The organism is Bacillus sp. RC252, assembly GCF_044909215.1.
In the GTDB taxonomy this organism is placed as follows: domain Bacteria; phylum Bacillota; class Bacilli; order Bacillales; family Bacillaceae_G; genus Bacillus_A; species Bacillus_A mycoides.
On the sequence record NZ_JBIYDV010000005.1, the window covers coordinates 1 to 16,323 of the forward strand.

Consider the following 16,323-nt stretch of genomic DNA (forward strand, 5'->3'; position numbering starts at 1 on the left):
TCTTTCTGTAAATAGCTTTTTTGTCATTTTGAACTTTCTCCGATCCCAATTTTCTCTCATTATACAAGAAATACCCTATAGAATAGACTTTTTTTCAGTGTCTATTCTATAGGGTACATTTTAAATTGTCATGCTTTTTCTTTTATATCTATATTTTTAAACCTAATACAGAACATTTTACTCGGGAAAGAGCTTTTTCATTTGTTGAAACCACTTATGTCCTTATATAAAAAGCTCTTTACTAATAAGTAATGTAATTACTGCGTTTTTCAAATTAGTAAAGAACTTTTTATCCCGGCTCAATTTTTCGTAAGATGTCTTTATTACTTGATTGGAGGCTATTTTTGCTTTGTTCATATCTCCTAATCAGCCATTTCCCAAAATTGAGATGCTACTTTGGAAATTCTTTGGTCTTTTAATTTTACTATTACAGGCTCTAACTGAAAATCAAATTGTTTCAATTCAAAAAGCGTTGTATGTTCTAAAAATGATGATGTGTAATCCATTCTTGGAATAACGGATAATCCTAGTCCTCTACTAACAAGTGCTACAACCATCCTTATATCTTTACACTCGATAATGATATTTGGCTTGACTTGATGTTCATCAAATACTTTGAAAAGGTCTTCATTGAAGGAGAGTCCTTCCATTGCTCCTAGCATAATGAATGGAAACTGGGCAATCTGTTCAATCGTCACATGCTGTGATGAAAACGATGCTGCCCAACTTGATGGAATAATCACAGCGGTTGGTTGTTTTTTTAATATTTTCATCGCATATTGTTCACTATTGCCCAATCGTAAAAGTAAGGCAACATCAATTTCTCTTTGTTCTAGTCTTTTTAATAATTCTTCTGAATTTCCAGTTACTATTTTTATTTTGACATTAGGGTATTGTGTTCTAAACGTACTAACATAGTCAATGAGCATATTCGAACATGTAGACGATACACCGATACTTACTGTTCCGCCTATACCTTGTTCAATTTCTTGAATTTGCTGCTTTACATCTTGAATTTGCATTAACATTTGATTGGCATATTGGTATAGTATTTCACCTGTTGCTGTAAGCTCCCATTTTTGACGATATCGATGAATTAAAGTTGTGCCAAAATCAGTTTCAAGCTTTTTTAATAATTGGCTAAGTGGGGGCTGCGCGATATGGAGCACTTCTGCTGCCTTAGAAATGCTTCCTTGTTTCACAATTTCTTTAAAGTAATATAATTGCCTGAAATCCATTGTATCTCTCCATCATATGTTTTTTGATATAATTAGTTTATCATATATATATTTTTCATATGTCGAATTTAGCGTTATATTTAATTCTATAGCTATAGTCTTTATATTGATAATATTAACTAGAAAGTGAGAGATACTATGAATCATTGGAGCAGAACCTTGAAGCGCATCATCTTATACGTGCTCGGGTTATTTTTTATGTCGATTGGCATTAGCATGTCGATTCAAGCAGGATTTGGTGTATCGCCTGTGTCATCATTAGCATATGCAAGTACGCTAACGATTGGTTTATCGGTTGGTGTGACAATGGCGCTTGCAAATGTTTTATACATTATTATTCAAGTGATATTAAGTAAACGAATGGAGTTAAATGAATTTGTGAGTCAATTCATTATTTCGTTTTTATTTGGTTTTTTCATGGATGCAACGCTCTTCCTTGTACAACTTTTCCCTCCACCTGAAACTCTCCTTGCTCGAAGTGTATATTTAATTGTTAGTTTATTTGTTATAGCGGTCGGTTTAATGGGCTATACAACAGCGAAACTGCCATTAATGCCGTATGATGCGTTAACTTATGCAATTAGTGAAAAATTTAACTTAAAATTCGGTAAAGCAAAAATTTTGAGCGATTTAATAAACATTTGTGTGGCTGGTGCAATCTGTATAGTTTTCATTCAATCATTAGGCTCAATCGGAATCGGCACATTAATTGCCGCCTATTTTATCGGCAAAATTTTAGGGTGGATGATACCGTATTATCAACCACCTCTCCAACAATGGGTATTTAAAACAGAAAAGGCTGTCTAAGGAATCATAATAAAGTACAGGAAAAATAGATGAATCAAATTCCTCAGCCGAAATCAAATAATGAATTTTACACCTTACCAAGTATCAGTCCACATTAGGAATGGCACTTCTTTATTACTGCCTTTTCTTTGACCTTCTATCACTTTGGTTAAATGATAAAACAAACATTGTATTAAAACTAACCTGCCGTTTAGTTAAAGAAGGATCTTTAAACAACTTTTTTATATTTTAAAAAACTTTATTGCTACTTAACACTATTTCATACCATCTTTTCAAACAATTATTTCAAATAAATTTTAGTGCTAGTATACAAAACTCTGTAATTATAAAATAAAAAAGCATGACATAAAATTGTCATGCTTTTTCTTTTCTATCTATATTTTCAAACCTAATACAGCACATTTTACTCGGGAAAGAGCTTTTTCATTTGTTAAAACCACTTAATTCTCAAACACAAAATTAATCTTATTATCTTTCCACTCTAACTTCGCATCAAACGTTTTCTCGCCTTTTTTAAAGCCTTTAATTAAATCGGTCTTCTCACCTTTTAATAGTTTCGTCATGTTTTTTTGCGAAATAGCTTTGCTTAAAATCTTCTTCGAGATGGTAAAGTCACATTGTGTTGTATTGTAGTTAGAACAACCGTAAAACGTCGACTTATCAATAACATCGCCATCGCATTTTTTACAGTTCCCGACCTTTTTACCTGTTGTAAATTTCGATCCTTTTCGTTCAATCGATTCAACATGTAATCCGGTGAAATCCCATTTCTCCGACATTTCTACCGCATCTTCAATAATTTTAGCTGATAGCTTTTTCGTTTGCTCCATAAATGTCGCTGGTGAAGCTGTACCTTCTCCAATTTCCGCAAGGCGTTGCTCCCATTTTGCTGTCATTTCTGGTGAAGCTAGTATTTTATCACCGATTGCTGTAATTAATACTTTCCCTTTATCGGTTGCGTACACTTGGTTTTTCTGTACATCTATATATTTACGGTCTTTCAGCATCGTAATGATACCGGCGCGAGTCGCTTCCGTACCTAAACCTTCTGTTTTCTTCAATACTTTCTCAAGCTCTTCATTCTCTAAATACTTACCGGCCGTTTTCATTAACGTAATAAGTTGTCCTTCTGTATAACGTTTCGGTGGCTGTGTTTTCCCCTCTTTCACTTTCACCTTTACAACTTTCCCTTGTTCACCTTCAGCTACAATTGGAAGAATCGTTTCGTCATCTTTATCGTCTTGGAAAATGACTTTACGCCATCCTTCTTGAATTTGTTGTTTTCCTTTCGAAATGAACGCAGCACGTTCGTCTACAAGAGTTGTAATCGTTGTGTAGTCAAAGATTGCTACTTCATAATGCGCCGCAATCAGCCTTCTTACGATCATATCGTAAATTTTCTTTTCATCACCTGATAGTTTGCTTGGATTTGTAACTTGCTCTGTCGGTATAATTGCGTAGTGATCTGTAACTTTCTTTTCATTCACATAACGCTTATTATTCATAATCGATTCAATTGGTGCTGGCAATAAACCTTTATATTCATCAAACTGACTTAACTTCTGTAAAATATCAGGGAACGTCGCTGCCTCTCCTTGTGTAACATAGTTAGAATCCGAACGAGGGTAAGAGACTATCCCTTTTTGATATAGTGCTTGTGTTATATCAAGCGTCTTTTTCGGTGAAAATTTAAAGGCTTTATTCGCTGTCGCTTGCAGTGCTGATAAATTAAATAAAAACGGCGGCTGAAACTCTTTACGCTCCGTTTTCATTTCTTTTACTACAGCCAGTTTATTTTGACAAAACGCTGCAATTTTATTTGCCAAATCAGGATCATTTAAGCGGGACTCATTATCTTTCTCCCATTTCCCCTCATACTTCTTTCCTTCTATATTAAAGGTTGCGAATACTTCCCAAAACGGCTCTGATTTAAAGTTTTCAATTTCCTTCTCACGCTTTACAATGAGTGCTAATGTTGGTGTTTGTACACGACCAGCGGAAAATACATCGTTCATTCCTTTTTTCTTTAGCAAAATACTAAAGACACGCGATGCATTCATACCAACGACCCAGTCGGCGCAAGATCTTGTATATGCTTCGTAATACGTATTAATCGTATCTGCTTCATCTAGTAAGTTTTTAAATCCTTGATAAATAGCTTGTTTCGTTAAAGATGAAATCCAAAGACGCTTCATTGGCTTTTGCACGTTGCAAAGATTAATAATGTTTCGTACGATCAATTCCCCTTCACGACCAGCATCGCCCGCGTGAATAATTTCTGTTACCTGAGGATTATGTAACAGCTGTTTCACAACGTTAAATTGCTTATATTTTGACTTTGTTACTTCAAATTGAAAACGTTCTGGAATCATTGGTAACGTATTAAGTGACCATTTTTTCCACTCTGCATGATAATGTTCTGGATTACATAACTGCGTCAAATGACCAATTGCCCATGTACAGTACGCTCCATTTGGAAATAACTCATTTGCTTCTACTTCTAAATACCCATCTTTCCGGCGATATTTAAACTGTGAAACAAGAGCCAAACCTTGATCTGGTTTCTCGGCGATAATTAATTTCATTTTATAACTCCCTATCTGTATTCCAGTGTTACTTTCATTGTCTATATGTTTAGAAGCGATGATAAAACAACAATCTTATTTATCATTCGCGGTTTGCCTCACAAATGTGAGACCTATAATATTATACGCTTATTCTTAAGAGCTTCACAATAGAAACTCATTATATAACAACCTCTTTCGCATACTCACAAACAAAAAAGACGTCCAAAAATCGAGCGTCCTTTCCATTCACTACTATTTGCTTTCATATATTCTATAAAATTTTAAATATAACAATTTGTTATGAAGTATCGTCTGCAAAGATAACCATCATTATTTGAAAATTATATTGAACTTACCTTTTTTTTAATTGTGCAGATAATTTGCAGATATAAATAAGCATAAGTATTCTCCATTTGAACATATGATGAAATGAACGATAGGACAGGGAGGTATCATGATGCTTGCTTATACGTTAACTACCTTAACACTTTGTTGTATCTCGATTATTATTACATCATATATTTCTAAACGTAAGGATACCCTAATGGAGTATATGGTATTTATTATGTCTTTTAGTATGAGTATCGGTTTAAGCATTGGTTTTTATTTAGGTATTCTATTTAAAGGAGAATTACTATATTCTACTTTGCTTGCTATTTTGATTAGTGGTTTTATTGGTTTTTTAGTCGGTCTACGTTTTCACCTGTATACTGCCTTAGAAGGAATGTTCTCTGGATTAATGGCAAGTATGATGGGAGCTATGATTACAGAAATGCTAAACGCTCAACAAGCTCATAGTATACTGTTCATTAGCCTCTTACTTACTATAACGATAACTATGTCATGTATGATTCAGCTTTTATCTGAAACCTTCTCTACTTATATCCATCGTGGGTTTCTATTATTGCTCTCAATTGGCGTAGTAATCATTGTTTCTGTATTTATAACATTCCCAGATTATGCTCCTCCACCTTCATCCGGACACAATCAACATATGCATTAACACTTGCAAACAAAATTAATAAAGCAGACGCTTTACAAGAGGCGAATATTTTAGGTATGCAAGATGCTTTCCTTGTAACGACTGTATTAGCAATTCTCGTATTTATTATGACGTTGTTTCTTAAGAAAAAATAACACTGTGACTTCTAAATAAGAAAAAATCAGCTGCAATGCTCTTCACAAAAAAAGGTAGGTTTGTGTATAATAAGAACTAATGTTCTTTCTAGAAAGACACTAAACCTGAATTACACTCATATATCAAAAAGAAGAGGATTGATATACTATGAAAATTGATAGACCAAAAATTTCACCAGAGTTATCTTCACGGAATTTTCAAGATATTTTTTATGAAGAAGATCCAACATTAGAAATGTGTGAAATTATAGACTCCACTTTCGAAAATGAATCTGTAGATAAAGTGCGCTTATATAATGCAGTGATAAAGAATTGTAAGTTCACTAATACAGACTTTAGCAATATTGATATCACAGATGTTTGTTTTGAAAACTGCGATTTATCAAATGTTAATTTAAGCAATTCTTCTGTTCACAGAGTTGAATTTAAAAATAGTAAATTAATTGGAGTTAACTTTACAGAATCTAGCTTAGGAAATGTTAAATTTGAGAATTCAATTTTGAATTTAGCGGCATTTGGAAATTCTAAACTAGAAAAAATTATATTTAATGAAACTTCATTAAATAATGCAGATTTCTTTGACTGTAAACTAAAAAAAGTTGAATTCCAATTATGTAGCCTTGACGAAGCTAATTTTGATCAAACATCACTGAAGGGGATAGATATTAGTTCTTCTAATTTTGATACACTTACAGTTTCAGTGAACGATTTAAGAGGATGTAAAGTATCAACATATCAAGCTGTTCAGTTCGCAACTCTATTAGGATTAATAATTAAAGATTAGTATTTCGAAGGTAGCACAGAACTCTATCCCGAATCATGGACTTTTTTAAGTGTCCACGATTCGAGGTGAAGTTCAAATACATTAGTGGTTACCTTTTTCTTATTATTTAACTACGGCCTGATTTCCCTTTATATGTTCATTATTTTCGCTCATAAACTCTTCGATTTCTTCAACTGATCTAATAATATCTTTTGACAAGTTTTCATACCCGTCTTTCGTTACAAGAATATCATCTTCAATACGAATACCAATTGATTCTTCCTCAATGTAAAGGCCAGGCTCTATCGTAATGACCATACCTGCTTCTAATACTCTATCTTTATACGTTCCTACATCATGCGTATCTAAACCTAGGAAGTGACTTACTCCATGATAATAGTATTTAGATAATTCCTCGTCTTCTTGAATTAAACCAATTGCTTTACACTCTTCTGCTAATACTTTTTTTGTATGCTCATTTAATGCAGCAAACTTTAATCCTGGCTTAATAAGTTCAGTTGTTTCTTTCAATGCTTTTAACACGATATTATATATTTGTTTTTGGCGACTCGAAAACGTTCCGCTAGCTGGGAATGTGTAACTAATATCAGCATTGTAATAGTCTTTTTGAGCACCTAAATCAAGCAGTACTAAATCACCATTTTGAATTTGTGCATCATTATCTTCATAATGAAGGACTGTAGCATTTTTACCACTCGCCAAAATTGTATTGAATGCATGATGTTTAATTCCAGATGATTTAAGCCTAAAATCAAAATGAGCTTCTAATTCATATTCCATCACATCTGCTTTTGCATGCTTCAGCACGTTATAAATACCCTCTTTAGTTACAGCAATCGCTTCTTTAATGATTTCAATTTCTTCTTCCGTTTTAAACACTCGTAATTCACAAATATGCGGATATACATTACCAATTAAAACGTGTGGATACTGTTCTCTTACATATTTAGCAAACGCTAACGTTTTCGTCTCAGTACCCTTCCACTCACGACGCTCTAAATCTAAATACAGATGCTTCACATTTTCTGTGAAAAGTGTATTTGCCATTGTCTTCTCAAAGCTTTCTATATATACAACTTTTTTTATGCCTGAAATTTGTTCTGCATCTTCTTTAGAAACTGTTTTACCGTCCCATTTTTCCATTACTGGATCTGATTTTTCAATGAAAAGAGTTTCTTCCACACTATTTCCAAACTTTTTCAACATGAAAATAACATTTGGCTCATCGATTCCCGTTAAATAGTAAAAATTTCGATTCGGCACAAATTTATAATGTGCATCGGCTGACATATGAGGTGCTTGCCCAGCAAATAAAATAGTAATAGATTCATCCGGTAATGTGTTTACTAATCGTTCTCTATTTTGAGCAAAAAATGTTGATTTCATAATAATCCCCCTAGCGTTCTATGTATAATTTTGAAACTAATTATCCAATATAATTCATTCTATTATTGTTATAATTTTCCGTCAATTAATAGTGCTCATAGAGAAAAGAAAATCTTCATTACTAGGGCCCCTTCCACTCTAAATTATGCATACCACTCCACAATTTCTTGACATTTATTCCATATACTTAAAATCTCATATATATGGAAAGGAGTCTACAAAAGTGAAACATTATGTAGCAACAGGGTTAGCAATTACTTCTTTATTAATAATTACAGGATGTTCTAGCAATGCTGAAACAGCACCAGCTAAAAAAGAAACGGTGCAATCTCAGCCAAAAAATAAAGAAACAGCAACTACGATTCCGCAAAACTTCTATAAAGAAATTACATCTGGAAAAATCGAGCACATTCATGGAATTGGCTACGCGGGAAATATGCCTGGGGTTTCTATCGCAACTCACAGTGGTATAAAAGTTTATCAAAATGGTAAATGGTTTGAAACTACGACTGAGCTACATGATTACATGGGATTTCAGGCAACAAAGAATGGATTCGTTGCCAGCGGTCATCCTGAACCAGGTGCAAATTTAAAAAATCCTTTAGGGTTAATGAAAAGTTCTGATGGCGGTAATACCCTCGAAAAGCTAGCGTTTTATGGAGAATCTGATTTTCATAACCTTGCTGTCGGATATAATACGGAAGCAATTTATTTATACAATGAGCGTCCAAATTCTAAATTACAACAAGGTTTTTATTTCAGTACGAACAACGGACAAGATTGGAAAAATAGTAAATTAAACGGTCTTTCAAGTACAATTCATTCCTTTTCAGCACATCCAGATCAATCTAGTGTAGTCGCGGTAAGTGCTAAAGACGGTGTATATTTGTCTACAGATTATGGAAATACATTTGAACTATTTTCTAAACCAGTTGAATCGACCGCAGTTACATTAAGTAATGAAGACATTATCTATGCCTCTATTAATAAGCAAACTGAGCAACTAATTACGAAGAAATCAATTGCTACAAATGAAGAAACAAACTTACAGATTCCATCTTTAGATTCTAAAGATACAATTATGTACATATCACAAAATCCTCAAAATTCAGCTGAAATAGTTTTTGCTACAATGAAAGCAAATGTCTTTCTTTCTATGGATGACGGTAAAACGTGGAAGCAGATTACTAAAAATGGAACATTACAATATAACTAGTTAGAAAGGTGAATATAACGTGTTTTCAACAGTTAGCGAGTGGAGTTATCAACTCATGTCTCCTTTAATGGATATCGCGAATGCTACGAAATCAATTCCTCTTTTATTTGCGTTTTTATTAGGCATTGTAGGTACCCTTTCTCCTTGCCAATTAACAGGAAACATTAGCGCTATTACACTTTATCCCGCATTAACGGGCAGTAAAACTCCCACCTCAAAATTCGGATAGTACAAAGAAGTTAGGTGGATATCAACTGCCCGTAAATGCCCGATTGGTTCAACTAATAATCAGTGGGGGATGAACAACCCCCCCCACTGATTAAAGTTTCACTTTATGGCAATCAATCTTTACAAAAGGGACATGCATGGAAACATATATTGTTATTCATTTTAGGAAAAATAATAGCTTTTACGACACTTGGACTATTAGTATGGTTCTTAGGAAAAGAGATTCAGCAAATATTAACTTTGTATTTCCCATGGTTACGAAAAATAATTGGACCTTTATTAATTTTAATGGGGCTAATGTTGGCAGGTATTATAAAAGGAAGAAGTTTCTTCTCGATCAAATTTATACGAAAACAAAATGAGGTTGGCTCATTTTTACTTGGATTCTCTTTTCCTTAGCCTTCTGTCCGACTATGTTCGTTCTATTTTTCGGAACGTTAATCCCTTTATCTTTCTCATCTAATTATGGATACTTGTTTCCGACATTCTTTTCGATAGGAACTGCTCTACCTATCGTTGTACTTATGTTCATCATCTCCTACCTTGGATTAAATGGGACTTTACTGAAAAAGAGCCGAAAAATAGGAAAAAACATTCAGCGTATAGCCGGTGTTCTCCTTATATTAATCGGGCTTTATGATACTGTCCTATATTGGTAATACACACAAAAGGTAAGCTTCAGTGAAATGAGCTTACCTTTTGTATCATTTTATTCATTTTTTCTTTTGTTGTAGTTGGCTTAGTAAATTCGTAACAAACGCCAGAAACAGTGCGTCATTTTCTTTTTTAGGTGACCATTGCATAATAAGTTGTCGTGGAATTTTAATTTCTATCGGTTGCACGATGAAGTCATGAATAATTTGTTTATGAAGTCCTGATAATGGAACGATTGTTATTCCTTTAACTTGTAAAGCCAGTGCTAACGCCGAACTAATTGTCTCTGATTCCATCACTTTATTAACTACTATTTCATTTTTCATCAAATATGGTTCAAGTACTTCTTTACAACCAGAGAGCGGCATTATAAAAGGATAATTTTTCAACTCTTTCATTGTAAGACCAGATGGAACTGACTTAGAAGAAACCATAACATACGGATCTTCACCAATTACATCATAATGAAATCCTGGTATTAAATTTTCTTTTATAGAAATAGAAAAATCTGCACTTCCAGAAGACAGCCAATCTAACACTTCTTGATAGCTTCCTTCTCGAACTGCAAGCACATACTGACTTTGATCAAAATTACCTAGTTCGATACACTCCGCCAAACAATATACAGTAACTGAAGGATATGTAGCTAATACAATCTTATACAAGTTATTATTTTTTAATTGTAAAGCTGTTTCTTCAAGGTTTTCATACTCCATTAGAAGTCGATCTACACAAACTAAAAATTCTTTTCCATTTTCAGTTAAAACAGTTCCTTGTCTAGAGCGATCAAATAATGTTATAGCATATCGTTTCTCTAATTTGTTTACGATATGAGTTATAGCCGGCTGTGTCATATGTAACTCCTTAGCTGCTAAACTAATGCTGTTCAAACGAGCCACGTATTTAAAAACTTTAAAATCAAAAACGTTCATTCTGTTCTCCTTATATAAAAGTTATTTATATCACCTATAAATAAGCTTCATTATATTTATCAATCCACTTCATATACACTAATTATACATCATCAATATTACGAAAAAATAAACATATAAACATTAGAGGAGTGTTGATTAAATGAGTACTTACGTTTTAGTACATGGAGCATGGCAAGGTGAATGGGCATGGGATTTAGTAAAACCTCAACTAGAGGCTTTCGGACATACAGTTATTACACTAGACTTACCTGGAAGTGGGAAAGATATGACTCCCTCTCAGAATGTAACGTTAGATTCCTATGTTGATGCAGTAACTGATGCTATACATCAACAAAATGAAAATGTTATTCTCGTTGGACATAGTATGGGCGGCATTGTTATTACACAAACAGCTGAATATATACCGAATAAAATCGATAAATTAGTTTATCTTTGCGCATTCTTACCACAAAACGGTGAAAGTCTTGGTAGTAAACTAGCCGGAGAGGCTGGCCCACAATTCTCTGTAAATGAGAATGACATGACTGCAGAACTTATACCTAATCTGATTGAACAAACATTTTTAAATGCTACAGAAGACGAAGCGATTAAAGAAGCTTCTTTCAAACAAATGCGTCCTCAACCGTTAGGACCATTCCAGCAAGAGCTAAAAATTTCTGAAGAAAGCTTCGGAATTATAGATCGCATTTATATTGAAACAACTCTAGATAGAGCGATTCCGATTGATTTTCAGCGCCGAATGAATACAGAAACTCCTTGCACAAAAATAATTACTTTGGAAGCTGATCATTCACCATTCTTTTCTAAAACAACAGAACTTGTGAATCACTTACATGAATTAAGCTAAATCTTATATCTACCTTGTAGACACCCGCTTACTTTAATACGGGTGTCTACTTTTTTACACTTCTTGACATAGTCAAATAAAAAAGTTAAAATAACTATAAATTAGTAAGTAACTAATTTAAATTAAAATTAGAGGTGAACAAAATGAATAACATTTTATTCCGTATTAACGAATTATCAAAAAAAGAAAGAACATCTGGATTAACTGTTGATGAAAAACAAGAACAACAAATGTTACGTCAAAACTACACAAAAACATTTCGTGGAAGTTTAGATTCCATTTTATTAAACACAAAAATTGTCGATTCAAATGGTTTTAATGTTACACCAGTTGCATTACAAGATGCTCAAATTCGTTTGAAATTAAGCAAATGAAATCAAAGCTAAATAAACAATTGTATATAACATAAAAGAGCTGGACTTTTCATAATGAAATTCCAGCTCTTTTTCTATTTAATATTGTTGTTTTTGCAATGTAACATACGAGCGATACATTGCAATTCTCCACGATACGATCATCGCAAAGGCAAGTAAGAAAAACATCCCACTTAATTGGGTTAAATCAATCGACTGACTTAAATATGATTTCAATGCTACCCGGACAGCTAATAAACCAACTAAAATAAATATGAACGCTTTTGACGGTTTCATATATATATGTTCGCCTCTTATTTCAAACTTAGTTGTTTTAATAAGAAATATAGAGAAAATAAGTCCTACGCTAATTGCTTCTACTATCTCTAATGATGTTAACCGAAACTCTGGTAAGAAGTACATCATTGCACCGGTACTCATAAAAATTGGCGGTAATATAATTTTCTTTTTCGTTATCGGTTTTTTCGCTGACTTAAAGCGAAGAAACATTACCCCAACGGCCATACAAACTGCTACGATACTTGATAAAAGTGCTAAACTCATACTCTCCACCCCTATCTATTTAAAAGACTTTTTGAGCAAAATCATAAACCAAACAAGCCCGACACTTATAATGACATGAGCTAATCCAGCCATATGGCTTAAACCGTTAAAGTCTGTTCCGTTTACTTGTAAAATACCTCTAAATACCATTGTAGCGATTGTAAAAATTAATCCTATGTTATACACAACAAACCATGCGCGAAAACTTTTTGTTTCACGGACATTAAATACTTTAAATAGAGCCAAAGCGACCAAAAAGAATACGAAGCCGAGCACTAATACGTGTGTATGCACTAATTGCAACATAGTGGATCCTTTAATTCCTTGCGCTTTCGTATACTCTCTAGCAAATACACCTGATAATAAACCAATAATTAAGTAAATGAATGCTGCATTATATAATTTCTTCATTATATTCCTCCTGCTGTAGAACGACAATTCATATTGTCATTTTCTTTATTCACTGCAATCATTTTACGCAAAGTTTATGAACGGAATATGAACAGAAGATTACATTGCAATTTTCATACATAAAAAAGCCCTTCCACAACTATGAGTTATGGAAGGGCTTTTCACCTTATTTTAAATCTTCAATTGAGAAGGCGCCAGGCAGTAACTGTTCCACAGTCACTTCTTTTTCATCGCCTTTTACATTCGTTAGTAAAACTGGCATTTTCGGATCACAAAATTCAGCAATCACTTGTCTACAAGCACCACATGGTGAAATAGGTCCGTCCGTTTCGCCTGTAATGACTAAGTAACTAAAGTCGCGCTCACCTTCTGATACTGCTTTAAATATTGCTGTTCTTTCTGCACAGTTACATAAACCGTAAGAAGCGTTTTCTATATTACAACCAGTATAGATTTTACCTTCTTTTGTAACTAGCGCTGCACCAACAGGAAATTTAGAATACGGAATATACGCTTTCGATAACATCTTATTTGCTTCTTCGATATATTTTTTCTTATCCATATTATTTCCTCCTCAAAGTAAATGTAATTATGATTAGTCAGTAATAACTGTATGAACTAATTTAGGAGCCACTGCTGTTTCAGCGATAGAAATGTTCTCATAGATTTTTGCTTTTACATCTTCTACATTTTCGCGATTTGCATAGATCGTTACGAACGGCTCGCCTTCTTTTACTGCATCGCCAACTTTTTTACGTAACATTAATCCTACCGCTAAATCGATTTCATCTTCTTTTGTCGCACGACCTGCACCTAATAACATAGCTGCGATACCGATTTCATCTGCAACAATGTTTGAAATCACACCTGAAGTTTTTGCAGGTACATCAATTACATACTTCGCTTGTGGCATTTTTTCTGGATTGTCTACAATCGAGCTGTCTCCGCCTTGGTTGCTTAAGAACTCTTTAAATTTCTCAGTTGCTTTTCCATTTTTCATCACTTCAATTAGCATTTCACGAGCTTCTTCCAATGTATTTGCTTTTTTCGCAAGTACAACCATTTGGCTACCTAATACAAGTACTAATTCTGTTAGATCTTCTGGACCTTCGCCTTTTAAAGTATCAATTGCTTCCTTCACTTCTAGAGCGTTACCAATCGCAAAACCAAGAGGTTGTGACATATCTGAAATTACTGCCATCGTTTGACGTCCAACATTATTTCCGATACGTACCATTGCATGAGCTAATTCTTTTGCATCTTCTTCGGTTTTCATAAATGCACCAGCACCTGTTTTTACATCAAGTACGATTGCATCAGCACCAGCTGCAATTTTTTTACTCATAATTGAACTTGCAATTAGAGGAATTGAATTTACTGTTCCTGTTACATCACGTAATGCATAAATCTTTTTATCAGCAGGTGTTAAGTTTCCTGTTTGTCCGATAACAGCCACTTTGTCACGGTTTACAATATCAATGAACTGTTCTTTCGTAATTTCAACGTGGAATCCTTCTACCGCTTCTAATTTATCAATTGTCCCGCCCGTATGTCCTAAACCACGACCAGACATTTTTGCTACTGGTACATCTAAAGCAGCGACTAATGGTCCTAATACTAATGTTGTTGTATCACCAACACCGCCAGTTGAATGCTTATCTACTTTAATGCCTTCAATTGCTGATAAGTCGATTGTTTCTCCAGACTCAACCATTGCCATCGTTAAATCTGCACGTTCACGATCCGTCATATCTTTAAAGAAAATTGCCATTGCAAGTGCACTCGCTTGATAGTCAGGAATACTTCCGTCTGTATAACCGTTAATAAAGAAATTAATTTCTTCAGTTGTTAATTCTTTTCCATCACGTTTTTTCGCAATAATATCTACCATTCTCATTACAATCACCATTCCTTTTTATATTATATGAATCTGTTAAAATAATAAGCCCACGATTGTTGCTGATAAGAAACTTACTAACGTTGCACCGAAAAGTAATTTCAAACCAAATCTTGCGACTACATTCCCTTGTTTTTCATTTAAGCTCTTAACTGCCCCTGCAATAATCCCAATTGAAGAGAAGTTTGCAAATGAAACTAAGAATACAGATATAATCGCTGTCGTTCTATCTGAGAAATTAAAGTTTCCTTTTGCTAAATCTGTCATCGCAACAAATTCATTTGATACTAATTTTGTTGCCATAATATTTCCGGCATTAACTGCTTCATGCCAAGGTACACCCATAATAAATGCAAATGGTGCAAATACATAGCCAAGAATTTCTTGGAATGAGATACCGATTACACCTTTAAATACTGCATTAATGAATGCGATAAGAGCAACGAAACCAATTAACATAGCTGCTACTGTAATCGCAACTTTAAATCCATCTATAATGTATTCCCCTAATACTTCAAAGAATGTCTTTTTCTCTTCTTCTTGTACTTCTAACATATCTTCTTCTTCAGTAACTTCATACGGGTTAATGATAGAAGCAATAATGAAGCCACCGAATAAGTTAAGCACTAAAGCGGTTACAACATATTGCGGTTTTAATAACACCATATATGATCCAACGATAGACATAGATACTGTAGACATTGCAGATGCACATAATGTATACATTCTTTTCTCTGGCAATAATCCTAGTTGTTTCTTAACTGAAATAAACACTTCAGATTGTCCTAAAATCGCAGAAGCTACCGCGTTATATGATTCGAGTTTCCCCATCCCATTTACTTTACTTAATACTAGACCGATAGATTTCACAATAATAGGTAATACTTTAATGTGTTGCAAAATACCTATTAAAGCTGATATAAATACGATTGGCATTAATACACTTAAAAAGAATGAAAACTCTTTTTGATTTACTAATCCACCAAATACGAAATTCACACCATCAGCGGCATATTTTAATAATTCTCCAAAACCATCTGCTATTCCGCTAATTAATATATTCCCTACGCTTGTATTTAATAATAAAAACCCCAAAATGAATTGTAATATAACCATCGTTATGATTGGGCGATATTTGACTTTCTTTCTATCATTACTAGCAAGCCAAGCGATACCTAAAATCAATACGAGGCCTAAAACACCGATTAAGTATTTCATAAGCCGTCTCCTCCCATTCGTATCCGCTTACATTCTTTTCAATTGTTAAAGCAATAGATACACTTTACTTTAAACGTGTAT

At 33.8% G+C, this 16,323-nt stretch carries 17 protein-coding genes and 1 pseudogene; 9 read left to right on the forward strand and 9 right to left on the reverse strand.

The annotated features are described in order from the left end of the window. Positions 1–362: 362 nt before the first annotated feature. Entirely contained in the window at positions 363–1,238 is an 876-nt protein-coding gene (locus ABH960_RS08375) for a LysR family transcriptional regulator (protein ID WP_404444339.1), read from the reverse strand. 138 nt (positions 1,239–1,376) lie between these two features. Here ABH960_RS08375 and ABH960_RS08380 point away from each other — a divergent pair, with 138 nt between their 5' ends. Beyond that, a complete protein-coding gene (locus ABH960_RS08380; protein WP_404444342.1) occupies positions 1,377–2,045 on the forward strand; it encodes a YczE/YyaS/YitT family protein in 669 nt (222 codons plus the stop codon). 440 nt (positions 2,046–2,485) lie between these two features. Here ABH960_RS08380 and topB read toward each other — a convergent pair whose 3' ends face one another. Then, the gene (topB, locus tag ABH960_RS08385; RefSeq protein WP_404444345.1) at positions 2,486–4,630 is read right to left on the reverse strand and encodes a DNA topoisomerase III; all 2,145 of its coding nucleotides are present in this window, start codon (positions 4,628–4,630) and stop codon (positions 2,486–2,488) included. Positions 4,631–5,069: 439 nt separating this feature from the next. Here topB and ABH960_RS08390 point away from each other — a divergent pair, with 439 nt between their 5' ends. Further along, positions 5,070–5,615: a hypothetical protein gene (locus tag ABH960_RS08390; RefSeq protein ID WP_404444348.1), complete on the forward strand. Its 546-nt coding sequence runs from the start codon at positions 5,070–5,072 to the stop codon at positions 5,613–5,615. Between the two features lie 282 nt (positions 5,616–5,897). Then, positions 5,898–6,533: a pentapeptide repeat-containing protein gene (locus ABH960_RS08395; RefSeq protein WP_002148795.1), complete on the forward strand. Its 636-nt coding sequence runs from the start codon at positions 5,898–5,900 to the stop codon at positions 6,531–6,533. A 102-nt stretch (positions 6,534–6,635) separates the two neighbouring features. Here the strand turns inward: ABH960_RS08395 and ABH960_RS08400 are convergent, their stop codons facing one another. Further along, positions 6,636–7,919, reverse strand: coding sequence for an aminopeptidase P family protein (locus ABH960_RS08400; RefSeq protein ID WP_404444352.1), 1,284 nt, complete (start codon positions 7,917–7,919; stop codon positions 6,636–6,638). 223 nt (positions 7,920–8,142) lie between these two features. On the opposite strand from ABH960_RS08400, the gene ABH960_RS08405 reads away from it, so the two are divergent. From ABH960_RS08405 to ABH960_RS08420, 4 genes and pseudogenes are all read left to right on the forward strand, one after another. Further along, the gene (locus ABH960_RS08405) at positions 8,143–9,135 is read left to right on the forward strand and encodes a F510_1955 family glycosylhydrolase (RefSeq protein ID WP_002126844.1); all 993 of its coding nucleotides are present in this window, start codon (positions 8,143–8,145) and stop codon (positions 9,133–9,135) included. Between the two features lie 19 nt (positions 9,136–9,154). Beyond that, positions 9,155–9,319 (forward strand): annotated as a pseudogene (locus ABH960_RS08410) (sulfite exporter TauE/SafE family protein); the annotation flags it as partial. Positions 9,320–9,513: 194 nt separating this feature from the next. After that, positions 9,514–9,762: an urease accessory protein UreH domain-containing protein gene (locus tag ABH960_RS08415; RefSeq protein ID WP_002126842.1), complete on the forward strand. Its 249-nt coding sequence runs from the start codon at positions 9,514–9,516 to the stop codon at positions 9,760–9,762. Between the two features lie 14 nt (positions 9,763–9,776). Then, positions 9,777–10,022 carry an urease accessory protein UreH domain-containing protein gene (locus tag ABH960_RS08420; protein ID WP_003188550.1) on the forward strand — a complete coding sequence of 82 codons (246 nt, stop codon included), beginning with the start codon at positions 9,777–9,779 and terminating at the stop codon, positions 10,020–10,022. 54 nt (positions 10,023–10,076) lie between these two features. Here ABH960_RS08420 and ABH960_RS08425 read toward each other — a convergent pair whose 3' ends face one another. Continuing rightward, positions 10,077–10,949 (reverse strand): LysR family transcriptional regulator, encoded by an 873-nt coding sequence (locus tag ABH960_RS08425; protein WP_001100323.1) that lies wholly within the window; start codon positions 10,947–10,949, stop codon positions 10,077–10,079. 142 nt (positions 10,950–11,091) lie between these two features. Here ABH960_RS08425 and ABH960_RS08430 point away from each other — a divergent pair, with 142 nt between their 5' ends. Beyond that, entirely contained in the window at positions 11,092–11,799 is a 708-nt protein-coding gene (locus tag ABH960_RS08430) for an alpha/beta fold hydrolase (RefSeq protein ID WP_404444357.1), read from the forward strand. Between the two features lie 143 nt (positions 11,800–11,942). Next, positions 11,943–12,173, forward strand: a complete 231-nt coding sequence (locus tag ABH960_RS08435; RefSeq protein ID WP_404444360.1) for a DUF896 domain-containing protein — start codon at positions 11,943–11,945, stop codon at positions 12,171–12,173. A 78-nt stretch (positions 12,174–12,251) separates the two neighbouring features. On the opposite strand, the gene ABH960_RS08440 is transcribed toward ABH960_RS08435, so the two are convergent. From ABH960_RS08440 to ABH960_RS08460, 5 genes are all read right to left on the reverse strand, one after another. Then, positions 12,252–12,716 carry a CcdC family protein gene (locus ABH960_RS08440; RefSeq protein ID WP_201066847.1) on the reverse strand — a complete coding sequence of 155 codons (465 nt, stop codon included), beginning with the start codon at positions 12,714–12,716 and terminating at the stop codon, positions 12,252–12,254. Between the two features lie 15 nt (positions 12,717–12,731). Further along, complete coding sequence (locus ABH960_RS08445) at positions 12,732–13,127, reverse strand: DUF2871 domain-containing protein (RefSeq protein WP_002158323.1); 396 nt, start codon at positions 13,125–13,127, stop codon at positions 12,732–12,734. Positions 13,128–13,293: 166 nt separating this feature from the next. Continuing rightward, the gene (locus tag ABH960_RS08450; protein ID WP_000358532.1) at positions 13,294–13,689 is read right to left on the reverse strand and encodes a cytidine deaminase; all 396 of its coding nucleotides are present in this window, start codon (positions 13,687–13,689) and stop codon (positions 13,294–13,296) included. A 33-nt stretch (positions 13,690–13,722) separates the two neighbouring features. Next, positions 13,723–15,024: a pyrimidine-nucleoside phosphorylase gene (locus ABH960_RS08455; RefSeq protein WP_002165965.1), complete on the reverse strand. Its 1,302-nt coding sequence runs from the start codon at positions 15,022–15,024 to the stop codon at positions 13,723–13,725. A 36-nt stretch (positions 15,025–15,060) separates the two neighbouring features. Beyond that, entirely contained in the window at positions 15,061–16,242 is a 1,182-nt protein-coding gene (locus ABH960_RS08460) for a NupC/NupG family nucleoside CNT transporter (protein WP_000876193.1), read from the reverse strand. Between the last annotated feature and the right edge of the window lie 81 nt (positions 16,243–16,323).